Below are 22,820 nucleotides of genomic sequence, written 5' to 3' on the forward strand. Positions count from 1 at the left end.
TGAGGGGATCTTTCTGAACGCGTTCAGAAACGCCCGCGAGGGCGACGGGGACAACGGGGAGGGCGTTACATGCGCAAGGGGGCCAAGGCAGCGATAGTCGGCTCGGTCTTCGCGGTGATGGTGGGCGGGGCCGGGTACGGGGCCTTCAACATCGTGAACGCGCTGAACGGCGGCGGGGGCGAGGCCGACGGATCGGGGGGCAGCGAGCCGGTGGCCGTGAAGACCGGGCCGCCCAGCGGGTCCGAGGTGAAGGACACGAGCGCCAGGTTCTTCGCGGCCTGGGAGAAGGGGCAGGCCGTGGCGGCCGCCGATCTCACCAACAATGCGGCGAAGGCCGAGCCCCTGCTGACCTCGTACGGCCAGGCGGCGCACATCACCGGAGTGAAGATCACGCCGGGCGCGGCGGTCGGCGACAGCGTGCCGTTCAGCGTCCGGGCGACAGTGTCGTACGAGGGGAAGTCCAAGCCGCTCGGCTACCGGAGCGAGCTGACGGTCGTCCGGGGCGTCACCACCGGTAAGGCGCTGGTGGACTGGGCGCCGTCGGTCGTCCACCCCGAGCTGAAGTCCATGGACGACACCCTGGTCACGGGCTCCTCGGCGGCGCCGTCGATCGAGGCCGTGGACCGTGACGGCAAGGTGCTCACGAAGGAGAAGTACCCCTCCCTGGGGCCGATCCTGGACCAGCTGCGCGCCAAGTACGGGGACAAGGCGGGCGGTACGGCCGGCGTCGAGCTGGCGATCAGACACGCCACCCCGGACACCGCCGACACCCCGCTGCTGACCCTCGCCGAGGGCAAGGCGGGCAAGGTGCCCACCACCCTCAGCGCCGCTGTGCAGGCGGCCGCGGAGAAGGCGGTCCAGAAGTACAACCAGTCGTCGGTGGTGGCCGTCAAGCCGAGCACCGGCGAGGTGCTGGCGGTCGCCAACAACCGGACGGACGGTTGGAACGCCGCGTTCCTGGGCGAGGTCGCGCCCGGCTCCACCATGAAGATCGTCAGCGCGGCCACCCTCATCGACAACGGCCTGACCACCGCGAACGGCCCCGCGCCCTGTCCGGACTCGGCCGTCTCCGAGAGCCAGACCTTCCACAACATCACCGACATGAAGCCGAACGAGAACGCGACCCTCGCCGAGAGCTTCGCCCGCTCCTGCAACACGGCGTTCGTGAAGTTCGCGGACGAGGTGAAGGTCGACTCGCTGACGAACGAGGCCCGGGACCGGTTCGGCATCGGCCTCGACTGGCAGACCGGCATCCCGTCCTTCGACGGCTCCGTCCCGGCAGCCGGCGGCCCGGACACCGCGGCCGGCCTGATCGGCCAGGGCCAGGTCCAGATGAACCCGCTGAACATGGCGTCGGTCACGGCGACCGCGATGACGGGCGCCTTCCGTCAGCCGGTGATCGTGCCGCTCAGCCTCGACGGCCGTGAACCGGCACACGCGCGTGGACTGTCGTCGAGCACCGTGCAGCAACTGCGCTCCATGATGAACCGCACCGCGACCAGCGGCACCGCGGCCGAGGTGATGGCCGGGCTGAGCGGCCGGATCGGCGCGAAGACCGGTTCCGCCGAGGTCGACGGGCAGAACAAGTCCGACAGCTGGTTCACCGGCTACCGGGGCGATGTCGCGGCCGCCGCGATGACCCAGGACGGCGGTCACGGCGTCGACGCGTCCGGCCCGATCGTCGCGGACGTGCTGCGGGCCGGCTGAACCGGCGCCACGGTGGTGGCTGACGTCACACATGACGTCACCTCACAGGACGGGACTCTAGGGTGGTAGCCGTCGTTGGGGTCAGTGAGGGCAACGAGGGCAGCGGGGCTGGGGGGAAGCCCCTGGGGATCCGGAGGATCTGGCAGTGGGCAAGAGAAGGCGCGTCGAAGAGCGGCGCAAGAAGCGGGGGCCCGCCGTCGCCGGCGGCATGATCGCCGTCGTGGCCTGTGGGGCGGGCATCGGCGTCTACGCGCTGTACGGGGGCGGAGCGGCGGCCGACGAGGGTTCGGCCGCGGCGGCCAACGGCAAGCAGGTGCCGCGGGTCAGGGCCGACGCGCCGTCGGCGACCGAGGCGAAGACCACCGCCGCCCGGTTCCTGACGGCCTGGCAGCAGGGCAAGGTGTCCGGGGCGGCCGCCGCCACGGACGACCCCGCGGCCGCCACCGCCCTCCTGACCGGCTACACCAAGGACGCCCACGTCACGGGCGCCACCTTCACCGCCGGCAAGGCCACCGGCACCAAGGTCCCGTTCTCCGTGAAGGGCACGGTGAAGTACAAGGGCGTCAGCAAGCCGCTCACATACGCCAGCGCCCTCACCGTCGTCCGCAACCCCGAGAACGGCAAGGCGCAGGTCGACTGGCACGCGTCCGTCGTCCACCCGGACCTCCAGGACGGCGACACACTCGTCACCGGCGAGTCCGGCACCCCGCCGGTCAAGGCCGTCGACAGTGCCGGCGGCGAACTCACCGCCGCCGAGTACCCCTCCCTGGAGCCGGTACTGGACGGGCTGCGGGAGAAGTACGGCAAGAAGGCGGGCGGCAAGGCGGGCGTGGAGCTCCAGGTCGTCCGCGGCAAGGCGTCGAAGGCGAAGAAGGCCTCCGACAAGACGCTGCTGGAGCTCAGCAAGGGCACGCCGGGCACCGTGAAGACCACGCTGAGCCCGACCCTCCAGGCGGCCGCCGAGCGGCAGGTGGCGAAGACCGCGCGCTCGTCCGTCGTCGTGATGCGCCCCTCCACGGGCGAGATCCTCGCCGTGGCCAACGCGAGCCACGGCTTCAACACCGCGTTCAACGGCTCGCTCGCGCCCGGCTCCACGATGAAGGTCATCACCTCGTCGCTCCTCATCGAGAAGGACCTGGCGTCGGCGGACAAGGTGCACCCCTGCCCGAAGACGTTCACGTACGGCGGCTGGAAGTTCCACAACGACGACGACTTCCAGATCACCGGCGGCACCTTCAAGGCGAGCTTCGCGCGCTCCTGCAACACCGCCTTCATCAGCCAGGCGCCCGACCTGGACAACGACAGCCTGACCAAGCAGGCGCAGCAGGTCTTCGGCCTGTCGATGAACAACTGGGCGATCGGCGTGCCGTCCTTCGACGGCTCGGTGCCGGTGCAGTCGGCGGCCCAGATGGCGGCGTCGCTGATCGGTCAGGGCGGGGTCCGGATGAACCCGCTGAACATGGCGTCGGTCGCCTCCACCGTGAAGGCGGGCACCTTCCACCAGCCGTATCTGGTCGCCCCGTCCGTGGACGACCGCACGCTGGCGACGGCCTCGCGCACGATGTCGTCGTCCACGCTGTCGCAGCTGCGGGAGCTGATGAACTACACGGCCGCGGCCGGCACCGCCGCCGAGGCGATGTCCGGTCTGGGCCCCGACTACGGCGCCAAGACGGGCTCGGCCGAGGTCGACAACCAGGACAAGCCCAACGGCTGGTTCACCGCCTACCGCGGCGACCTGGCGGCCGCGGGCGTCGTCCAGGCGGGCGGCCACGGCGGCGACACGGCCGGACCCATCGTGGCGTCACTGCTGCGCCTGGGCGGCTGACACCGCGACCGGAACACCCACCGGAACACCGACCGGATCACAGTCCCGCACGCCCACCGGGCCGACCCGGCTAGTGCGTGACGGGCTGCTGCACCGTCGCCATGTAGGTGCGGCGCAGGAACCGCAGCAGCGACTTCGACTCGAACTGGACGACCGAGACGCCGTGCGGGGAATGGAACTCGACGACGGTCTGGACGCGCCCGCACGGCCACACCCGGACCTCGCCGGTGCCGGTCGGGGCGCGCAGCCCCTGTTCCAGGAGGGTGCGGGAGAACGTCCACTCGCGCCGGTCGGGCAGCCCGACGCGGACCGACCGGGGGTCCTCGGGGTCGTAGCGCAGGACGACGGGTACGGCAGTGCGTTCTTCCTCGGCCTGATCGGCGTCGGTGACGATGTGGGCTCGCGCGTACTGTTCGACTACGGACATCGGCCGACCCTCTCACGCAGCGTGACCTGTGCGGAAGCTGTGCGTCCGCTCCCCTTCCAATGTCGCATATTTTGCGGATTGCGCTCCTCCGCGCAGGCATATCTCACATGTGCGATACATGGGTTCGGCATGGACCTGTCACAGGGTTGCCGCGAGCTTCCGCGCACCCGAAGAGACAAGCCACTCGCTCTTGCGAACCGTTCGCATTAAGCCACTATCATCGTCGGGTGCACGTACCCGACGGATTCATCAACGCCCCGACCTCCGCCGTGACCGGAGTCGTCGCCGCCGGCGCCATCGCCGTGAGCCTGCGCGGCGCGCGCCGCGAGCTGGACGACCGGACCGCGCCGCTGGCCGGCCTGGTGGCCGCGTTCATCTTCGCCGTGCAGATGCTGAACTTCCCCGTCGCGGCGGGAACCAGCGGCCACCTGCTCGGCGGCGCGCTCGCCGCGATACTCGTGGGCCCCTACACAGGGGTCCTGTGCGTGTCCGTGGTCCTGCTGATGCAGGGCATCCTCTTCGCCGACGGCGGCCTGACCGCGCTCGGCGTGAACATCACCGACATGGCCATCGTGACGACCGTCGTGGCCTACGCCGTCTTCCGCGGCCTGGTGAAGGTGCTGCCCCGCGGCCGCCGGTCCGTCACGGTCGCGTCCTTCGTCGCCGCCGTGCTGTCCGTGCCCGCCGCCGCCGTCGCCTTCACGCTCATCTACTGGGTCGGCGGCACCACCGACGTGGCGATCGGCAAGGTGGCGACCGCGATGATCGGCGTGCATGTGCTGATCGGTATCGGCGAGGCCGTGATCACCGCCCTGACCGTGGGCGCCGTCGTCGCCGTCCGGCCGGATCTCGTCCACGGCGCGCGCGATCTGCGGCAGAAGCTCCAGCTGCGGGTGCACGGCGAACTCGTCGACGCCCCGGCGGCCGAGGAGGCGCCGGCCGGCGCGCGCACACCCGTGGCGGCGCGCACCTCGCGGCGCACCCTGTGGGTGACGGGCCTGGTCACCTCCCTCGTCCTGGCCGGCTTCGTCAGCTTCTACGCCTCCGCGAACCCCGACGGCCTGGAGAAGGTCGCCGCCGACAAGGGCATCGACAAGAAGGCCGAGGAGCACGCGTCCGCCGACTCCCCGCTCGCCGACTACGGCGTCAAGGACGTGACGAACGCCCGTCTGTCCGGCGGCCTCGCGGGCGTGATCGGCGTCGGCACGACCGTCGTCGCGGGCAGCGCGGTGTTCTGGGCGGTGCGCAGGCGCCGGACGGGCGACGACGTGTCACCGACGGCCGTAGAGAACGTCTGACGTCATGGGCGCGGGACACGCACACCGGCTCTACCGGCACGGGCACTCGCCCGTGCACGGCCTCCCGCCGCACACCAAGCTCGCCGCCGTCTTCGCCTTCGTGGTGGTCGTGGTGTCGACGCCGCGGGAGGCGATGTGGGCGTTCGGCCTGTACGCGGTCCTGCTGGCCTTCGTCGCGCGCCACGCGCGCGTGCCCGCCGGTTTCCTGCTCAAACGGCTGCTGATCGAGGTGCCGTTCGTCGCGTTCGCGGTACTGATGCCGTTCGTGGCGGAGGGCGAGCAGGTGGACGTCCTCGGCATGTCGCTCAGCGTCAACGGCCTGTGGGGCGCCTGGAACGTCCTCGCGAAGGGCACCCTGGGCGTCGCCGCCTCCGTACTGCTGGCGTCCACCACCGAGCTGCGTGAACTGCTCCTCGGCCTCCAGCGTCTGCGGCTGCCCCCGCTGCTCGTGCAGATCGCGTCCTTCATGATCCGCTACGGCGACGTCATCACGGACGAGATGCGGCGCATGCGGATCGCCCGCGAGTCACGCGGGTTCGAGGCGCGGGGCGTACGGCACTGGGGGGTGCTCGCGAAGTCGGCGGGCGCGCTGTTCATCCGCTCCTACGAGCGCGGCGAGCGCGTGCATCTGGCCATGATCAGCCGGGGGTACGCCGGTTCGATGCCGGTGATCGACGAGGTGACCGCGTCACGGGCGCAGTGGTCGTACGCGCTGACCCTCCCGTTCGTCGCCCTCCTGGTCTGCGTGTTGGGATGGTCCCTGTGACTGACGCTGTGACGCCTTCCGTGACTCCCTCGTCCTCTCTGGAAGTGGTCGGCCTGGCCTTCGCCTACCCCGACGGCCACCAGGCCCTGTTCGGCGTGGACTTCTCCGTCGCGCGAGGCGAGCGGGTCGCGCTGCTCGGTCCCAACGGCGCCGGCAAGACGACCCTCGTGCTGCATCTCAACGGCATCCTGACCGGAGGCGCGGGCACCGTGACGGTGGCCGGGCTGCCTGTCGGCAAGCAGCACATGGCCGAGATCCGCCGCAAGGTCGGCATCGTCTTCCAGGACCCGGACGACCAGCTGTTCATGCCGACGGTCCGTGAGGACGTGGCGTTCGGGCCGGCCGCCGCCGGGCTGAAGGGGGCCGCCCTGGAGGCGCGGGTCGACCACGCCCTCGAACAGGTCGGCATGGCGGAGTTCAAGAACCGTCCGCCGCACCACCTGTCCTTCGGCCAGCGCCGTCGGGTGGCTGTCGCGACGGTGCTCGCGATGGAGCCGGAGATCCTCGTCCTGGACGAGCCGTCCTCCAACCTCGACCCCGCCTCGCGCCGTGAACTGGCCGACATCCTGAGGTCGTTGGACGTCACCGCGCTCATGGTCACGCACGACCTGCCGTACGCCCTGGAGCTGTGCCCGCGCGCGCTGATCCTGAGCGAGGGCGTGATCGCCGCGGACGGCCGGACCGGTGATCTGCTCGCCGACGACGCCCTCATGCGCGCCCATCGCCTGGAGTTGCCCTTCGGGTTCGACCCGCGCTCCGCAACAATGGGCGCGTGACGAACGAGGCACCAACCGCCGACGGCACGCTGCTCCTCGACGAGCAGCTGTGCTTCGCGCTGTACGCGGCCCAGCGGGCGGTGACGGCCGCCTACCGGCCGCTCCTGGACGAACTGGGGCTCACGTACCCCCAGTACCTCGTGCTGCTGGTCCTGTGGGAGCGCGGCGAGACGACCGTCAAGGAACTGGCGTCGGCCCTGCGCCTCGACTACGGCACGATGTCGCCGCTGCTGAAGCGGCTGGAGGCGGCGGGGCTGGTGCGCCGGGAGCGCTCGGCGCGGGACGAGCGCTCGGTGCTCGTCGCGTGCACCGGGCGCGGTGAGGAGCTGAAGGGGCGCGCGGAGCGCGTGCCCGCCACCCTGCTGGCGACGACGGGGCTCGGGACGGCGGAGGTCACGCGGTTGCGCGAGGAGCTGTGGGAGCTCGCGGAACGGGCCCAGGGCTCGGCGGACCGCACCCGCTGAGCCCGACGGAGTCCACCTGGGTCCGGCGCGGTCCGGCAGGTCCTGCGGGGCCTCACGGCCGCTCCGCGACGGCGTCACGGCTGCCCGGCGACGGCACGGCGGCTGCCCCCGCAACTGAAGTTACCCCCGGTTACGACCCCCCTGGTAAACAAGCGCCTACCTACCGGCCGGTACCTTGTGCACGATGTAATTGGGCAAGGTTATTGGGCAAGTTCCCGGGGGAGGTCCCGCCGTGACCGAAGGCAGCGCCGTCGACACCGTCAACACCGTCGACACCCGTCCGACGAAGATCACATACGTCGCCGAGGCAACCGCGCACGGCGGCCGCGACGGGTACGTGACCAGCCAGGACGGACAGATCGAGCTGAAGGTGGCGATGCCGCCGGAGCTCGGCGGCGACGGCAACGGCACCAACCCGGAGCAGCTCTTCGCGGCCGGTTACAGCTCCTGCTTCCACAACGCGCTGATCCTCGTCGGCAACCGCGCGGGCTTCGACCTCACCGGGTCCACGGTGGCGGCGAAGGTCGGGATCGGCCCCAACAAGACCAAGGGCTACGGGCTCGCCGTCGCGCTCAGCGTCTCGCTCCCCGTTCTCGACCCGGAGCTCGCCGGGAAGCTGGTGGACGCGGCGCACCAGGTGTGCCCGTACTCGAACGCCACCCGCGGCAACATCGATGTAACGATCATTCTCGGCTAGCGAAACGAAGGAATCGCAGGCTCGACGGGGGCGTTCCCCCGGGAGTTGAAGGCGATCTTCGAGAGGGCGTGCGGGCGTGAACGTGAGCGGTGCGGTGGCCGAGGGCTTCGAGCCGGTCCGGGAGGCGTTCGTACGGAACTTCGAGGTGCTCGGGGACCGGGGCGCGGCGGTGGCCGTCTACCGGGACGGGCACAAGGTCGTCGACCTGTGGGGCGGCACGCGAGACGTCGACGGTGCGGCCGGTGCGGCCGGCGGGGCACCCTGGGAACAGGGCACCGCGCAGATCGTGCGGTCGGCGACCAAGGGCGTCGCCGCCGTCGCGCTCCTGCTGCTGCACCAGCGCGGGGAACTGGACCTGGACGCGCCCGTGGGGACGTACTGGCCGCAGTACAAGGCGGCCGGCAAGGAGCGGACGCTCGTCCGGCACCTGCTCGCGCACCGCGCGGGCGTCCCCGTGCTGGACCGGCCGCTGACCCCCGCCGAGGCCGCCGACCCCGACCTCGGCGCGGCGGCGGTGGCGGCGCAGGCGCCGGCCTGGGAGCCCGGGACGGACCACGGGTACCACGCGCAGACGTACAGCTGGCTGACCGGCGAGCTGGTGCGGCGGATCACCGGGCGGACCATCGGCGAGTGGATCGCCGACGAGATCGCCGGTCCGTTGGGGGCCGACCTGTGGCTCGGGCTGCCGCGGGCGCAGAGCGCGCGGGTGGGACGCGTGGGGCAGGTGGACGCGCCCGCGCCGAGCGGGGCGCTGAAGACCCGGCCCAAGCCGGCCGTCACCACCGCCTACGCCGATCCCGCCTCCCTCACCCGCCGTGCCTTCGCCGCGATCACCCCGCTGCCCGACGAGAACGACCCCGCCTACCGGGCGGCGGCGCTCCCCGCCTCGAACGGCATCGCCACCGCCGACGGCCTGGCCCGCTTCTACGCGTCGCTGATCGGCGAGGTGGCGGGCGGGGTGCGGCTGCTGCGGCCGGAGACGGTGGAACTGGCGCGCGGCGAGCAGTCCTCCGGCCCCGACCGGGTGCTCGTCGTGAACACCCGGTTCGGCCTCGGCCCCATGCTGCACGGAGCCGCGTCCCCGCTGCTGTCCCCCACGTCCTTCGGCCACCCGGGCCGCGGGGGCGCGCTCGGCCTCGCCGATCCCGAGTCCGGCGTCGCCTTCGGCTATGTCACCAACGGCTTCCGGACGAGCGTGACGGCGGACCCGCGCGCGCAGGCACTGCTGCGAGCGCTGCGGACGTCCCTGACCGCCGAGCGCTGACGCCCACACGACTCACGCGCGCCTCACGGGCGTCTTGCGGCCTTCAGACGCGCCTCGCCCGCCTCGCACGCCTCACCTGTCTCACACGTTGATCGAGTGAGACCTGCGGCCCGAGTCGTCGTCGATCTCCACATGGGCCTTGGTCAGCAGCTGCATGGCGATCTCGTTGAGGGCGCGGGCGCCGGCGATCTCCTCGCCGACCCGTGGCTGGTCGACGTCCACGTTGTGCCGGGTGGCATGGCCGTGCGTCCTGATCTCGGTCCCGTCGGGCAGGCGGACCAGCGCCACCGCGCGCGTGTGCCGGCCGTCCTCCTCGAACTCCAGCTCGACATGCCATCCGACAGTGGTGTGCATAGTGGTCATGAGGTCACCTCCGGGAGTCCTCCTTCCAGGGTGCTCCCCGGAGCGGACGAACGCACCCAGTCGGCTCAGGGCAGCAGCCGCGTTCCGTCCGGTACGGCGATACCGAACTCCTCGTCGAGGACCCGGCGCGCCTGCGTCTCGTCGGTGAGCTCGCGCTGCTTGACGGTGCCGTCGGGGTGGGTCTCGGTGAGCAGCGGGCCGTTGAGGAGGAGATGGCGGTCGGGGGTGCTGTGCTGGACGTAGGCGCGGCTGCTGAACGGTGAGCGGGGGTTGGTGGCGATGTGCCAGTTGATCACCTCGAAGTCGGGCCGCTCGAACGGTTCGAGAGTGAAGGCGTACTGCGCCTGCCAGACGCCCGCGCCGGACGCCCCGGACCCCACGGAGTCTCCGGACGCCACGGATTCTGCCGACGTCCCGTTCTCCCTGTTCGCCGCGTGCGCCTGGAGCACCCACAGCTCCAGCGGGCCGCGGTGCGGGGCGTGGACGAGGCGATGGCGGCGGCCCGCGTCGTGGAACTCCACGTCCGCGGTGAGCGGGACCGCTTCGAGCAGGGCTCCGGAGGCGCCGAAACCGACGTCGGCGAGGTACGGCCGCGGGTCGCCCGGGACCTCGACGAGGAGCGCCATATGGGTGCGGGGCCGATCCTCGAACCGCTGCGCGCCCACGACGACCCGCGCCGTCAGCAGCGTCACCCCGAAGCCCAGCGCCTCCAGGACGCTCGCGAACAGCATGTTGTGCTCGTAGCAGTAGCCGCCGCGCCGGCCGCCCCGGACCAGCTTGGCGATCAGGTCCGCGGGGACGAGCGAGGGGACCGTGCCGCGCAACGGGTCCAGGTTCTCGAAGGGAACGGCGCGGCTGTGGGCCAGATGCACACCCCGCAGGGTCGCCGCGTCGGCACGGCGTTCCCCCTCCCAGCCGATCCTCCTCAGGTAGGAGTCGAGATCGTCAGGGCCGAACGCTGTTGTCTCGGGCATGACTTCACCCTAACCAGCCGCGCACCCGGACAGACGACGAGCCGGCGAGCGGGTCAGCCCGTGTGCAGCATCAGGCCGATACCGACGACGAGGAGTCCGGCGGCGACGAGCCGGGGCGCGCCGAACCGCTCCTTGAAGAACAGGGCGCCGATGGCCGCTCCGACGATGATCGACGACTCCCGCAGCGCGGCGATCGGCGCCAGTTCGGCGCGGGTCTGCGCCCACAGGACGAGGGCGTACGCGAGGACGGACAGCGCGGAGCCGAGCAGGCCCAGGGCGGCGTAGGGGCGGAGCACGGCGAGGGTCCCCCCGCGCCAGCGGTGGACGGCGTACGCCGGGATGACGACCCCCTGCACGGCCATCAGCCAGGCGATGTACCCCAGGGAGGACCCGGAGGCGCGGACGCCCAGCCCGTCGACGACGGTGTACGTGGCGATGGTCAGCCCGGTCGCCAGCGCGGCGCCGATCGCCGCCCAGTTCGGCCGCCGGCCGCGCAGCCCCCACAGGGCGACGCCGGTCAGCCCCGCGCAGGACAGCGCGACACCGGCGGCCGCCCAGCCGTCCGGCACCTCGTGCGCGAAGACGGCGGCGAGGACGGTGACGACGAGCGGCGCGGAGCCACGCGCGATGGGGTAGGCCTGCCCGAAGTCGCCGAGCCGGAACGACCGCATCAGCAGCACGTAGTAGGCGATGTGGACGACAGCGGAGGCCAGCAGGTACGGCCACGCGCGGGCCGCCGGGAACGCGGTGAAGGGCACGAGCGCTAGCCCGATGAGCATGCCGCCGCCGGCGATCAGCGTGAACCCGACGAGTTTGTCGGTGATCCGGTGGGCGATGGCGTTCCAACTGGCGTGGGTGACCGCGGCGACCAGGACGGCCGCGGTGACCAGCGGGGTCACGCGGTGCGCTCGCGCACGTCCACGAGGGTCGCGTCGGCGTGCTCGACGAGGTCCTGGGGCGCGATGGGGAAGACGACGTGCGGGTTGCCGGCGGCGGCCCACACGATGTCGTGGGCGAGGAGGTTCCGATCGGCCAGCACCCGCGTCCGCGTCCGGTGCCCGAAGGGCGGTACACCCCCGATCGCGTACCCGGTGGTCTCGCGTACGACGTCGGCGGCGGCCCGGGTCACCTTCGTCACGCCGAGTTCCCTGCGCACCAGGTCCACGTCGACGCGCGAGGCGCCGTCCATGAGCACCAGCACGGGCACCCCGTCCGCGGCGAAGATCAGCGACTTGCAGATCTGGCTCAGTTCACACCCGATCGCGGCGGCGGCCTCGGCGGCGGTCCTGGTCGCCTCGGGGAACCGGCGGACCCGGGTGTGCAGCTGGTCGAGGCCCAGGTCGTGCAGCGCCTCGGCGAATCGGGGATGCGCGGCTGTCGTCGTCATGCACGGCACGCTAGCGGTCGGTGTAGGGGGCACGCGAGCGAGTTGTCCCGTCTCACGACGCCGGGCCCGTGCGGAGCCGTCGTACGTCCCGCGCGAGCACGTACGAAGCGCTGAGCAGGATCGCGGCTCCGGCCCCGATCCAGAGGGCCGACGCCCCGTCGCGGTACTCACGGACGGCCAGGACGAGCAGCAATGCGCTGACGAGAACACCGAAGGACGAGATCAGAGCGCTGATGCGGTGAGTCACACGGACATCGTCGACGACGGCCCCGCCCGACCGGTGGCCGACCGCGAAAAAGAAGCCGGTGAGGGCGCCCCGTCCCCACGGAGCCCTCACCGGCGGTCTATCGGTGGACCGGTGCGTCAGGCGCGGACCAGTTCCCGGTCCTCGTCTCCGTCCCGGGACGAGGCGGCGTCGGCCCGGGTCTTCAGGCCCTCGCCCTCGACGTCCACGTTGGGCAGGGCGCGGTCCAGCCACTTCGGCAGCCACCAGGCCTTCTTGCCGAGCAGGGCCAGCACCGCCGGCACGATCGCCATGCGCACGATGAACGCGTCGAAGAAGACGGCGATCGCGAGGCCGAAGCCGATCATCTTGATCATCGACTCGGTGGAGCTGATGAAGCCGCCGAAGACGGCCATCATGATGATCGCGGCGGCGGCCACCACCTTGGCGCTGTGCCGGAAGCCGGTGACGATGGCCTGGCTCGGGCTCTCGCCGTGGACGTACGCCTCCCGCATCCGGGTCACGAGGAACACCTCGTAGTCCATCGCGAGACCGAAGACCACACCCACCATGAAGATCGGCATCATCGACATGATCGGGCCGGTCTCCTCGACGCCGATCAGGCCGCCGAGCCAGCCCCACTGGAAGACCGCGACGACGGCGCCGAGCGCGGCGAGCACGCTGAGCAGGAAGCCGAGGGCCGCCTTCAGCGGGACCAGGATGGAGCGGAAGACCACGATCAGCAGCAGGAAGGCCAGGCCGACGACCAGGCCCAGGTACGGGATCAGCGCGTCGTTGAGCTTCTGCGAGAAGTCGATGTTCATCGCGGTGGTGCCGGTGACCAGCACCTGCGCGCCGGTGTCGGCCCTGACGTCGATGCCCTGGTCACGGATGGCGTGCACCAGGTCCTCGGTCTGGGTCGAGGACGGCTTGGAGCCCGGGATCACGGTGATCGTGGCGGTGTCGCCGGCCTTGTTGAACATCGCCGGGGTGACCGTCGCGACGTCCTCGATGTCCTTGATCCCGTCGGTCACGGTGGTGGCCGCAGCCTTGGGGTCGTCGCTGTTCTCGGCGTCGACCACGATCATCAGGGGGCCGTTGAAGCCGGGGCCGAAGCCCTCCGACAGGAGGTCGTACGCCCGGCGCTGCGTCGTGGACGTCGGCTGCGAGCCGTCGTCGGGCAGGCCCAGCTCCAGCTGGGTGGCGGGGACGGCGATCGCGCCCAGCCCGATCACGCCGAGCAGCAGCACGGCGGCCGGACGGCGGATGACGAAGCTCGCCCAGCGGACGCCCAGGCCGGGCTTGGCCTGCTTGCCCTGCCGGCCCTTCTCACCGGTCCCGGCATCGGTCTTCTCACCGGTCGACCTGCGCTTCTCGCCCGTGGCCCTGACCCTCTTGCCGGCGTAGCCGAGCAGCGCGGGGATCATGGTCAGCGCGATGAGGACGGCCACCACGACCGTGCCCGCCGCCGCGAGGCCCATCTTGGTCAGCATCGGCACGTTGACGACCGCGAGGCCCGCCAGGGCGATCACGACCGTGAGACCGGCGAAGACCACCGCCGAGCCGGCGGTGCCGGTGGCGCGGCCGACCGCCTCCTCGCGGTCGCGGCCCTCGGCCAGCTCGCTCCGGTAGCGGGAGACGATGAACAGCGCGTAGTCGATACCGACCGCGAGGCCGATCATCAACGCGAGGGTGGAGGTGGTGTCGCCGAGGTCGAGCGCCTTGGCGAGGGCGGTGATGGTGGAGACGCCGATGCCGACGCCGATGATCGCCGTCAGCAGCGGCAGTCCGGCCGCGACCAGCGAGCCCAGGGTGATGACGAGGACGACGGCGGCGATCGCGAGGCCGATGACCTCGCCGATCGCACCCGGCTCGGCGCCGGCCTGAAGGGCGTCACCTCCGACGTCGACGGTCAGTCCGGTCGCCCGGGCGTCGTCCCCGGCCTTCTCGAGGGCGTCCCTGGTCGAGTCCTTCAGCTCCATGCCGGGGGCCTCGTACTTCACCGACGTGTAGGCGACCGTGCCGTCCTTGCTCACGGCGCCGGTCGTGAACGGGTCGGTGACGGAGACGACCTCGGAGCCGTCGCCGAGGGCGTTGACGGTCTTCTCGACGGTCGCCTTGTTGGCGGCGTCCGTCATCTTCTGGCCCTCGGGCGCCTTGAAGACGATGCGCCCGGTCCCGCCGTCGGCGCTGGCTCCGGGGAAGCGCTGTTCCAGCAGGTCGAAGGCCTTCTGGGCCTCGACGCCGGGGATGGAGAAGGAGGTCGTGCCGGCGGCGGGCGCGGAGGCGGCGCCGACGCCGGCCAGGGTCAGCAGGGCCACCCATATCAGGGCGACGAAGTGGCGTCGCCTGAAGGCGAGACGGCCGAGTTTGTAAAGGAACGTGGCCACGGAGGCGTACTCCCGGTCAGGTCGTGGTGTGGGGCCACAGGCCCCAAGGGCAGGGTTGACCAACCCGGCGGGGAGAGCAGGGGTGATCGGCCCGACGACGTGAGCGGTGACGTCAGGGTGGGCGGACCGTGGGGACGGTCAGGTAGTGGTGGAGACGCCGAGGGCAGGGAGGACCACGGCGTCGATGTACGAGAGGAGGAAGGCCTGGGTCGGCGGTTGTTCGTCGAGCATGGTGCGGGCGGCGAACGCGCCGATCATCATGTGCGGCACGTAGTCGAGCGCGGGGTTGTCCGCACGGACCTCGCCCCGGTCGATCGCCCGCTGGAGCACGTTGCGGAACTCCGCCATCTCCGGCTCGACGAGGTGTTCCTTGAACGCCCTCAGGAGGTCCGGGCTGCCATGGATCGCCATGGCCAGTCCTCGCATCAGCGCGGAGTTCTGCTCCATCTCGCAGTCGTCCGAACGCATCGTGAGGGCATGCAGGTCGCCCCTGAGCGATCCGGTGTCGACGCCGCCGGCGGAGGCGCCCGGCTTGTCGTGCCGCACCGCCTTCGCCACCAGCTCGGCCTTGCCGCCCCACTGGCGGTAGAGCGTCGCCTTGCTGGATCGGGTGCGGGTGGCGACGGCGTCCATGGTGAGGGCGTCGTAGCCGACCTCGCGGAGCAGGTCGAGCACGGCCCGGTACAGCTCGGCCTCGCGCTCGGGCGTGATGCGACTGCGACGCGTCGTTGCGATCTCAGTCATGTCACTCACCTTCCGGCTCCGTCGTCGCCAACTCGTCTCGTACACCATGAAGATACCCTGAGAAACAGCGAAACGAAACCGTTTCGTACGTGTGCTGGCTCACGAACGTGAAGGACACATAAGTTGCCCGGCCCCATTCGCCGGAAAAGCATGGGGAGGTGAGCTATCTGCGTCTGCCCCACCTCAGTGGTGACCTGCTGTGCTTCGTGGCCGAGGACGACCTCTGGCTGGCCCCGCTGGCCGACCCCGGCCGCGCCTGGCGGCTCACCGTCGACCGCACCAAGGCCGGACACCCACGGTTCTCCCCCGACGGGACCCTGATCGCGTACACGAGCTGGCGCAGTCTCGTCCCGGAGATCCATCTGGTGCCCGTGGACGGCGGACCGGGACGACGGCTGACGTACTGGGGCAGCTCCGACACCCAGGTCTGCGGCTGGACGCCCCCCGACCAGGACGGGAACACCGACATCCTCGCCGTCGCCTCCCACGGCGAGCCCTTCTCCTACTTCACCTGGGCCTACAAGGTCCCCACCGACGGCGCCCCCGGCCGCAGGCTCCCCTGGGGCCCGGTCTCCGACCTGCAGACCGCCGACATCGCCGGCGAACGCAAAACCCTCCTGCTCACCGGCACGCCACCGCACGAACCCGCCGCCTGGAAGCGCTACCGGGGCGGGGCGACGGGCCGCCTGTGGCTGCACGGGCAGCGGCTCCTGGCAGACCTCGACGGCCATCTGCACTCCCCTCTCGTCGTCGGCGGCCGGATCGCCTTCCTCTCCGACCACGAGGGCGTCGGCAACCTCTACTCCTGCGCCCACGACGGCTCCGACCTGCGCCGGCACACCGACCACGACGCCTTCTACGCCCGGCACGCCTCCAGCGACGGCACCCGGGTGGTGTACCAGTGCGCCGGCGACCTGTGGATCGTCGACGACCTCGCCGCCGACTCCGCGCCGCGCCGGATCGACGTACGGCTCAGCGGACCACGCGCGGGGCGGCGGCCCTACCAGATCCCCGCCGCCCAGCACGTGGACGGCATCTCCGTGGACGAGACGGGACGGGCGAGCGCCGTCGTCGTACGCGGCAGTCTCTACTGGCTGACGCACCGGGACGGCCCCGCCCGGACGATCACCGACACCCCCGCGGTACGGGTGCGGCTGCCGGAGATGCTCGGCTCGGGCGGCCAGGTCGCCTATGTGACGGACGCGGAGGGCGAGGACGCCGTCGAGATCGCCCATCTGCCCCGGGCCACCGGCGGCCGCGCGCCCCGCAGACTGGCCTCCGGGCGGCTCGGCCGGGTGCTGGAGATGGTGTCCGACCCCGACGGCGAGCGGCTCGCCGTCGCCGCGCACGACGGGCGGCTGCTCCTCATCACCGTGTCCGACGACCTCACCCTGGCCGACGACCTCGCCATGGCCGACGACGACGTCATCGGGTCCGACGACACGGACGGCGCAGACCCGGACGGTACGGACCCGAACAGCCCGGAATCGGACGGCACGGAATCCGACGGCACGGTCACCGAGCTGATCTCGTCGGTCAACGGACCCGTGCGGGACCTGGCCTTCTCCCCCGACGGGAGCTGGCTGACCTGGTCGCATCCGGGGATCGGCCGCTCGCTCCGGCAGATCAAGATGGCCCGCATCAAGGACCGGCTCATCGTCGACGTCACCAACGGCCGGTTCGAGGACGAGAACCCGGTCTTCACCAGGGACGGCCGCTACCTGGCCTTCCTCTCCTGGCGCGGCTTCGACCCGGTGTACGACGTGCACACCGGGGACCTGTCCTTCCCGCTCGGCTGCCGCCCCTACCTGGTGCCGCTGTCGTCGGCGACCCCCTCCCCCTTCGCCCTGACCCCGGAGGGCCGGCCCGCCGCCGGAGGCCTCGACCCGGTGGAGGACGACGAGGGCGGCGACGGGGCCGTGACCGTCGAGATCGAGGGTCTGGAGAGCCGCGTCACGCCCTTCCCGGTGCCGGCGTCCAAGTACTCGGCGCTGTACCCGGTGGCGGGCGGCGGGCTGGTGTGGCTGCGCTGGCCGATCTCGGGAGCGCTGGGCGAGACCTTCGCGAACCCGGACGACACCAGCGGGCGGCCGACGCTCGAGTACTTCAACATCAGCAAGGCGAAGAAGTCCGAACTCGTCGACCACCTCGACTGGTTCGCGCTCAGCGGGGACGGCTCCCGGCTGGTCGTGGTCGACGAGGGCGACCTGCGGGCGGTGCCGTCGGCCGAGTCCGGCGACCTGGACTCCACGGTCTGGATCGACCTGCGGCGCATCCTGCACGAGGTGGACCCGGGCGCCGAATGGCGTCAGTCGTACGAGGAGGCCGGGCGGCTGATCCGCGCCTACTTCTGGGACCCGGGGATGTGCGGCATCGACTGGGACGCGGTCCTCGACCAGTACCGACCGCTGGTCGAACGGGTCGCTTCACCCGACGAGTTCGCGGACCTGCTGCGTGAGGTGCTGGGCGAGCTGGGCACGTCCCACGCGTACGTCACCGCCGCCCGCCGCAACGAGGGCCCGCCGCACTACCAGCGCCTCCAGGGCCTGCTGGGCGCCAACTTGGTACGCCGGGACGCCGGTTGGACGGTCCGACGGATCCTGCCCGGCGACTCCTCCGACTCCAAGGCGCGTTCCCCGCTGGCCGGGACCGGGATCCGGGACGGGGCGGTCCTCACGCACGTGGACGGACGGCAGGTCGACCCGGTGACCGGCCCGTATCCGCTCCTCGCCGGCGCGGGCGGCACCACGGTGGAACTCACCTTCACCTCGGCCGAGGGCGGTTCGGGCCGTCCGCGCCGGGTGGCCGTGGTCCCGCTCATCGACGAACGCCCTCTGCGCTACCAGGACTGGGTGGCCAAACGGCGGGCCGTGGTACACGAGTTGAGCGGTGGCCGGTGCGGCTATCTGCACATCCCCGACATGGGCGGCTCGGGCTGGGCCCAGTTCAACCGCGATCTGCGGATGGAGGTGTCCAGACCCGCGCTGCTCGTGGACGTGCGCGGCAACGCCGGCGGGCACATCAGCGAGCTGGTGGTGGAGAAGCTGACCCGCACCATCCTGGGCTGGGACCTCACCCGCGACGCCCAGCCGGTGTCGTACGCCTCGAACGCGCCGAGGGGCCCGGTGGTGGCGCTGGCCGACGAGGCGACATCCTCGGACGGCGACATGATCACGGCCGCCTTCAAGCTGCTGAAGCTGGGCCCGGTGGTCGGCCAGCGCACCTGGGGCGGCGTGGTCGGCATGACCGGCCGCCACCAGCTCGGCGACGGCACCGTCATCACCGTCCCGATGAACGCGGCCTGGTTCGACGCGTACGGCTGGTCCGTGGAGAACCGGGGCGTCACCCCCGACCTCGAGGTGCTGCGCACCCCGCTCGACTGGGCCGAAGGCCGCCACGCCCAACTCGACGACGCCGTACGGCTGGCCCTGGACCTCCTCACCAGCCGCCCCCCGGCGAGCCCGCCGACCTACGACGACGTCCCCGACCGCTCCCGGCCCAAGTTGCCTCCCCGCCACGGTCTTTAGAGGCCGTCACCAGAGGCCGTCACCAGAGGTCGTCGCCGGGGGTCGTCTCAACGGTCTTCGCAACGACGGCCTTCGCAACGGCCTTCGTATCGGCCCTCGTATCGGCCTTCGCGAACGAGGCAGGGCGCCCTCCTGGAAGGGAGGGCGCCCCACGTCATCGCACAGACCGAGTTCGGCTAGAAGTCCTGGCCGATACGGTCGTCGTCCTCGCGCCGCATGCGCTCCGTGTCCTGGCCGGGACGCTGGCCGGAACGCTCGCCGGGACGCTGGCCCGAACGCTCTCCGGGCCGCTCGCCGGGACGCTCACCGGACCGCTCGCCCGGACGCTCACCGGGACGCTCGCCCGGGTGCTGCTTGCCGCGCTGCTGCGCCTGCTCCTTGGCCTGCCCGACCTTCTGCTTGGCCTGCTGCTTGAACTGCTCGGACTGGTCCTGGAACTTGTCCTTCATACCCATGTGGGTTCACTCCTGTGGGGAGATGAGGGGGGTTGGGGCCCCTTGGTGGGGCCTCGACCAGATTCACACGGGCGCTCACCGCGCGCATCTCGATCAACTACGCTGCGTAGCCCTGGCTTCTTCGTCGGCGGAGCCGCCGGCGCCCACCAGCCCCGTCCGCATCCCCTGGAGCCGGGGCGCGAACCGCTTCATCTCGCGCTGGCCCACCGTCCCGATGAGCGCGGGCAGATAGCCGCGCACCCCCTGCATCCCCCGCAGCCACCACTGTCCGTACACGTGCGCTGAGCGGCGTTCGATCCCGGCCACGATCCGGTCGACGGCCGGCCCCAGCGGGTACGTCTTGTTCGACGGCCACGGCAGCCGCTGCCTCAACTCCCGCATCACCTCGTCCTGATCGGCGCCCCGCACCATGTCGGTGTCGGTCCAGGACAGGTAGCCGACACCGACGCGGACACCCTGGTGGCCGACCTCGGCGCGCAGGCTGTGCGCGTACGCCTCCACGCCCGACTTGGACGCGCAGTACGCGGTCATCATCGGCGCCGGGGTGATCGCGGCGAGCGAGGCGATCTGGAGCAGATAGCCGCGGCTCTCCCGCAGCAGCGGCAGGAAGGCGCGGGCCGTGACCGCCGAGCCGATCAGGTTGACCTCGATGACCCGCCGCCAGGCCTCCGGGTCGGAGTCGGCGAACGGACCGCCGTTGGCCACACCGGCGTTGGCGACCACGATGTCCACCTTGCCGAAGCGCTCCTTCACCTCCGCCGCGACCCGGGCCATCGCCTCGTGGTCGGTGACGTCGGCGTACCAGTGGTCGCTGTCGCTGTGCAGCCGCTCGGAGACCTGCTTGAGCGCGTCCGGCTCCAGGCCGACCAGCGCGACCTTCACACCGCGCGCGGAGAGCTTGCGGGCCAGCAGCTCCCCGACGCCCCGCGCGGCCCCGGTCACGACGGCGACCTGTCCTTCGAGACTGACCCTGCTCATGCGCCCTCCTCCAACTGTGCGTATGTGGTGACGAGTTCCCGGATCCGGCCGGTGACCAGGTCGGGTGCCTCGACCGGCGTCATATGGCCGAGGCCGGGCAGTTCGGTGAGGCCGACGCAGTGCGGGAGCGCGGCGGCGATCCGGCGGGCGTGCACCGGCGGGGTGAGCCGGTCGCCGCTGCCGACGATCACCGCCGTGGGCACCCGCAACTCCCGTACGCCGTGGTCGAGGTCGAGCAGGTTCAGCACGTGCGACCAGGTGTGCCGCACCTTGCGCGGACAGGCGTGCACGATACGGGCGCACGCGTCCACCGTGTGCGGGGCGGAACCGGCGCCCATCGTGGCGTACTTGAGGATCCGCTTGGCGACCGGCGTGACCGGTCCGAGGGGCGCCCTGGACCCGAGGACGTGCCGGGTCAGCCAGGTCCGCAACGGACCGGGCCGCAGGGGGAGGACGGTGGACTCGGCGACCAGAGCCGAGGCGCCGGTGCTGCACAGCAGGACGGCCGCCGCGTGTTCCCGGAAGGCGTCTCTGGCGGCCGCCGCCAGCACCGTCATGCCGCCCATGGAGTGCCCGGCGATCACCGCCTTCTCGCCGGGCGCGAGCGTCGCGGCGAGGACCGCTTCCAGGTCGTCGGCGAGGGTGTCGGTGCTGCACGCCTGGCTCGGCAGGGTGCGTCCGTGGCCGCGCTGGTCGTAGGCGATGACCCGGTGATCGGCGGCGAGGTCGCGGATCTGGGCCGCCCAGAACGCGGTCGAGCAGGTCCAGCCGTGGGCGAGGACCACGGCGGGCGCGGTCTCGGGGCCGTGGACCTCGACGTGCAGGAGCGTGCCGTCGGCGGAGACGGCGGTGAGCTCCCGCGAAGGCACAGGGGAGGGCTCGGCGGACGAAGGCCTGGCGGAGGAGGGCTTGCCTGAGGAGGGCTTGGCGGAGGACGTCATGCCGTCACCTCGTTCGGCTCCTCGGCGGCCTTCCGCACGGCGGGCGCCCGCAGGACCTCGTACTCCGCGAGGTCGACGCGTCGGGTGGCCCGCCGGAACTCGGCCGTGGTGCCCGGCCAGATGGTGGTGTTGCGGCCGCTCGCGTCCAGGTACCAGCTGGTGCAGCCGCCCGTGTTCCACACCGTCCGCTTCATCCGGTCCTGCACCCGGCGGTTCCAGGCGTGCACGGCGCTCGGCCGGGCGTCCAGCGCCGCACGCCCGCCGAGGACGTCGAGCTGGCGCAGATAGTCGGCCATGTAGTTCAGCTGGGACTCGATCATCAGGATCATGGAGGAGTTCCCGAGGCCGGTGTTGGGGCCGATGATCGTCATCCAGTTGGGGAAGCCGGCGGCGGAGGCACCGCGCAGCGCCTCCATGCCGTCCTTCCAGCTCTCCGCGAGCGTCCGCCCCTCGGCGCCCACCACCCGGTCGGCGATCGGCATGTCGGTGACGTGGAAGCCGGTGCCGAAGACGATCGCGTCGACCTCGGCCTCGCTGCCGTCGGCGGCGACCAGCGTGGACCCGCGGATCTCGCTCAGCCCGCTCGCGACGACGTCCACGTTGGGCTGGGCGAGGGCCGGATAGTAGGTGCTGGACAGCAGGATCCGCTTGCAGCCGATGCGGTAGTCCGGGGTGAGCCTGGCGCGCAGGGCCGGGTCCTTGATGGCGCGGGCCATGTTCTGCTTGGCGAGCTGCTCGACGAGTCCGAGCTGGTTCGGATGCTTGGTGAACGCCTGGACCTGGAGTTCCCGGATGCCCCAGAGCAGTCCCCGGCGCAGCTGGGTGGTGAGGGGCACGGCGCGGTGCAGTGCGCGCTCCGCGCCGCTGATGGGCCGGTCCACGCGGGGCATCACCCAGGGCGGGGTGCGCTGGAAGAGCGTCAGCCGGGAGACGTCGGGCTGGACGGCGGGCACGATCTGGATGGCGGACGCGCCGGTGCCGACCATGGCGACGCGCTGCCCGGTGAGGTCGTGGTCGTGGTCCCAGCGGGCCGAGTGGAAGACCTTGCCGGGGAAGGTGTCGAGGCCGGGGATCTCCGGGATCTTCGGGTCGGACAGCGGCCCGGTGGCCGACACGACGACATCGGCGAAGTACCGCCCGCCGCTGGTCTCGATGTCCCAGCGCAGCTCCTGCGCGTCCCACGTCATCCGCAGCACCTCGGAGTCCAGCCGCAGATGCGGACGGAGCCCGAAGACGTCCGCCACATGCTCCAGATAGGCGCGGATGTGCTCCTGTCCGGAGAAGGTGCGCGGCCAGTCCGGGTTGGGCGCGAAGGAGAAGGAGTACAGGTGGGAGGGCACGTCACAGGCGCACCCCGGGTAGCTGTTGTCCCGCCAGGTGCCGCCGACGCTGCCCGCCCGCTCCAGGACGACGAAGTCGGTGATCCCCTCGCGGCGCAGCCGCACGGCCGCCCCCAGCCCACCGAAACCGGACCCGATCACCGCCACCCGTACGTGTTCGGTCATCCCGACACCTCCTAGCCGTGCGTGCGACTCTACGGACTCTGCCAGTGAACACTGGCGCAATGGGAGACTAGAGCAGCTCCGTACCGATGGGTAGGGGCCGGGAGAGGGA

The 22,820-nt window shown here is 71.6% G+C and carries 21 protein-coding genes; 9 read left to right on the forward strand and 12 right to left on the reverse strand.

Features of this window, described 5'->3' with window-relative positions; all coding sequences use genetic code 11:
- Positions 1 to 69 precede the first annotated feature (69 nt).
- Positions 70 to 1,707 (forward strand): penicillin-binding transpeptidase domain-containing protein, encoded by a 1,638-nt coding sequence (locus OG736_RS19055; protein WP_327183514.1) that lies wholly within the window; start codon positions 70 to 72, stop codon positions 1,705 to 1,707.
- 145 nt (positions 1,708 to 1,852) lie between these two features.
- Complete coding sequence (locus OG736_RS19060) at positions 1,853 to 3,532, forward strand: penicillin-binding transpeptidase domain-containing protein (RefSeq protein ID WP_327183515.1); 1,680 nt, start codon at positions 1,853 to 1,855, stop codon at positions 3,530 to 3,532.
- A 70-nt stretch (positions 3,533 to 3,602) separates the two neighbouring features.
- Here OG736_RS19060 and OG736_RS19065 read toward each other — a convergent pair whose 3' ends face one another.
- Positions 3,603 to 3,959, reverse strand: coding sequence for an SsgA family sporulation/cell division regulator (locus OG736_RS19065; RefSeq protein ID WP_327183516.1), 357 nt, complete (start codon positions 3,957 to 3,959; stop codon positions 3,603 to 3,605).
- A gap of 227 nt (positions 3,960 to 4,186) precedes the next feature.
- Between OG736_RS19065 and OG736_RS19070 the strand changes: the two genes are divergently transcribed.
- From OG736_RS19070 to OG736_RS19095, 6 genes are all read left to right on the forward strand, one after another.
- Positions 4,187 to 5,257 (forward strand): energy-coupling factor ABC transporter permease, encoded by a 1,071-nt coding sequence (locus OG736_RS19070; RefSeq protein ID WP_327183517.1) that lies wholly within the window; start codon positions 4,187 to 4,189, stop codon positions 5,255 to 5,257.
- Positions 5,258 to 5,261: 4 nt separating this feature from the next.
- On the forward strand, positions 5,262 to 6,023 hold the full coding sequence (gene cbiQ, locus OG736_RS19075; protein ID WP_327183518.1) for a cobalt ECF transporter T component CbiQ: 762 nt from the start codon (positions 5,262 to 5,264) through the stop codon (positions 6,021 to 6,023).
- Complete coding sequence (locus OG736_RS19080) at positions 6,011 to 6,799, forward strand: energy-coupling factor ABC transporter ATP-binding protein (protein ID WP_327183519.1); 789 nt, start codon at positions 6,011 to 6,013, stop codon at positions 6,797 to 6,799. Before cbiQ ends, OG736_RS19080 begins: the two co-directional genes overlap by 13 nt.
- Complete coding sequence (locus OG736_RS19085) at positions 6,796 to 7,263, forward strand: MarR family winged helix-turn-helix transcriptional regulator (protein WP_327183520.1); 468 nt, start codon at positions 6,796 to 6,798, stop codon at positions 7,261 to 7,263. Before OG736_RS19080 ends, OG736_RS19085 begins: the two co-directional genes overlap by 4 nt.
- Positions 7,264 to 7,495: 232 nt before the next feature.
- Positions 7,496 to 7,960, forward strand: coding sequence for an organic hydroperoxide resistance protein (locus OG736_RS19090; protein ID WP_142264737.1), 465 nt, complete (start codon positions 7,496 to 7,498; stop codon positions 7,958 to 7,960).
- Positions 7,961 to 8,036: 76 nt separating this feature from the next.
- Positions 8,037 to 9,224, forward strand: a complete 1,188-nt coding sequence (locus tag OG736_RS19095) for a serine hydrolase domain-containing protein (protein WP_327183521.1) — start codon at positions 8,037 to 8,039, stop codon at positions 9,222 to 9,224.
- A gap of 81 nt (positions 9,225 to 9,305) precedes the next feature.
- On the opposite strand, the gene OG736_RS19100 is transcribed toward OG736_RS19095, so the two are convergent.
- The 7 genes from OG736_RS19100 to OG736_RS19130 all read right to left on the reverse strand — a co-directional run bounded on the left by OG736_RS19100 (position 9,306) and on the right by OG736_RS19130 (position 15,305).
- On the reverse strand, positions 9,306 to 9,578 hold the full coding sequence (locus OG736_RS19100; protein WP_327187646.1) for a DUF1876 domain-containing protein: 273 nt from the start codon (positions 9,576 to 9,578) through the stop codon (positions 9,306 to 9,308).
- Between the two features lie 74 nt (positions 9,579 to 9,652).
- On the reverse strand, positions 9,653 to 10,561 hold the full coding sequence (locus OG736_RS19105; RefSeq protein WP_327183522.1) for an arylamine N-acetyltransferase family protein: 909 nt from the start codon (positions 10,559 to 10,561) through the stop codon (positions 9,653 to 9,655).
- Positions 10,562 to 10,614: 53 nt separating this feature from the next.
- Positions 10,615 to 11,460, reverse strand: a complete 846-nt coding sequence (locus OG736_RS19110; protein ID WP_327183523.1) for an EamA family transporter — start codon at positions 11,458 to 11,460, stop codon at positions 10,615 to 10,617.
- Entirely contained in the window at positions 11,457 to 11,948 is a 492-nt protein-coding gene (locus OG736_RS19115) for a YbaK/EbsC family protein (RefSeq protein WP_327183524.1), read from the reverse strand. Before OG736_RS19115 ends, OG736_RS19110 begins: the two co-directional genes overlap by 4 nt.
- A 52-nt stretch (positions 11,949 to 12,000) precedes the next feature.
- Positions 12,001 to 12,195 (reverse strand): hypothetical protein, encoded by a 195-nt coding sequence (locus OG736_RS19120; RefSeq protein WP_327183525.1) that lies wholly within the window; start codon positions 12,193 to 12,195, stop codon positions 12,001 to 12,003.
- 116 nt (positions 12,196 to 12,311) lie between these two features.
- Positions 12,312 to 14,561, reverse strand: coding sequence for an MMPL family transporter (locus OG736_RS19125; RefSeq protein ID WP_327183526.1), 2,250 nt, complete (start codon positions 14,559 to 14,561; stop codon positions 12,312 to 12,314).
- A gap of 138 nt (positions 14,562 to 14,699) precedes the next feature.
- Complete coding sequence (locus OG736_RS19130; RefSeq protein ID WP_020128396.1) at positions 14,700 to 15,305, reverse strand: TetR/AcrR family transcriptional regulator; 606 nt, start codon at positions 15,303 to 15,305, stop codon at positions 14,700 to 14,702.
- Positions 15,306 to 15,463: 158 nt separating this feature from the next.
- Here OG736_RS19130 and OG736_RS19135 point away from each other — a divergent pair, with 158 nt between their 5' ends.
- Positions 15,464 to 18,832, forward strand: coding sequence for a S41 family peptidase (locus OG736_RS19135; RefSeq protein WP_327183527.1), 3,369 nt, complete (start codon positions 15,464 to 15,466; stop codon positions 18,830 to 18,832).
- A 176-nt stretch (positions 18,833 to 19,008) separates the two neighbouring features.
- Here the strand turns inward: OG736_RS19135 and OG736_RS19140 are convergent, their stop codons facing one another.
- The 4 genes from OG736_RS19140 to OG736_RS19155 all read right to left on the reverse strand — a co-directional run bounded on the left by OG736_RS19140 (position 19,009) and on the right by OG736_RS19155 (position 22,711).
- A complete protein-coding gene (locus OG736_RS19140; RefSeq protein ID WP_327183528.1) occupies positions 19,009 to 19,287 on the reverse strand; it encodes a hypothetical protein in 279 nt (92 codons plus the stop codon).
- Positions 19,288 to 19,380: 93 nt separating this feature from the next.
- Positions 19,381 to 20,265, reverse strand: coding sequence for an SDR family oxidoreductase (locus tag OG736_RS19145; protein ID WP_327183529.1), 885 nt, complete (start codon positions 20,263 to 20,265; stop codon positions 19,381 to 19,383).
- Positions 20,262 to 21,206 carry an alpha/beta fold hydrolase gene (locus OG736_RS19150; protein ID WP_327183530.1) on the reverse strand — a complete coding sequence of 315 codons (945 nt, stop codon included), beginning with the start codon at positions 21,204 to 21,206 and terminating at the stop codon, positions 20,262 to 20,264. Before OG736_RS19150 ends, OG736_RS19145 begins: the two co-directional genes overlap by 4 nt.
- Entirely contained in the window at positions 21,203 to 22,711 is a 1,509-nt protein-coding gene (locus tag OG736_RS19155) for a flavin-containing monooxygenase (RefSeq protein ID WP_327183531.1), read from the reverse strand. The genes OG736_RS19150 and OG736_RS19155 overlap by 4 nt, the downstream gene beginning before the upstream one ends.
- Positions 22,712 to 22,820: the final 109 nt, after the last annotated feature.

The organism is Streptomyces sp. NBC_01334 (assembly GCF_035983595.1).
GTDB lineage: Bacteria > Actinomycetota > Actinomycetes > Streptomycetales > Streptomycetaceae > Streptomyces > Streptomyces coriariae.

Bases quoted from the DNA above. Each gene is read 5' to 3' on its own strand.
- OG736_RS19055 (WP_327183514.1), top strand. From the start codon at position 70: ATGCGCAAGGGGGCCAAGGCAGCGATAGTCGGCTCGGTCTTCGCGGTG.
- OG736_RS19065 (WP_327183516.1), bottom strand. From the start codon at position 3,959: ATGTCCGTAGTCGAACAGTACGCGCGAGCCCACATCGTCACCGACGCC.
- cbiQ (WP_327183518.1), top strand. From the start codon at position 5,262: ATGGGCGCGGGACACGCACACCGGCTCTACCGGCACGGGCACTCGCCC.
- OG736_RS19080 (WP_327183519.1), top strand. From the start codon at position 6,011: ATGGTCCCTGTGACTGACGCTGTGACGCCTTCCGTGACTCCCTCGTCC.
- OG736_RS19100 (WP_327187646.1), bottom strand. From the start codon at position 9,578: ATGCACACCACTGTCGGATGGCATGTCGAGCTGGAGTTCGAGGAGGAC.
- OG736_RS19105 (WP_327183522.1), bottom strand. From the start codon at position 10,561: ATGCCCGAGACAACAGCGTTCGGCCCTGACGATCTCGACTCCTACCTG.
- OG736_RS19115 (WP_327183524.1), bottom strand. From the start codon at position 11,948: ATGACGACGACAGCCGCGCATCCCCGATTCGCCGAGGCGCTGCACGAC.
- OG736_RS19130 (WP_020128396.1), bottom strand. From the start codon at position 15,305: ATGACTGAGATCGCAACGACGCGTCGCAGTCGCATCACGCCCGAGCGC.
- OG736_RS19140 (WP_327183528.1), bottom strand. From the start codon at position 19,287: ATGGGTATGAAGGACAAGTTCCAGGACCAGTCCGAGCAGTTCAAGCAG.
- OG736_RS19145 (WP_327183529.1), bottom strand. From the start codon at position 20,265: ATGAGCAGGGTCAGTCTCGAAGGACAGGTCGCCGTCGTGACCGGGGCC.
- OG736_RS19150 (WP_327183530.1), bottom strand. From the start codon at position 21,206: ATGACGTCCTCCGCCAAGCCCTCCTCAGGCAAGCCCTCCTCCGCCAGG.
- OG736_RS19155 (WP_327183531.1), bottom strand. From the start codon at position 22,711: ATGACCGAACACGTACGGGTGGCGGTGATCGGGTCCGGTTTCGGTGGG.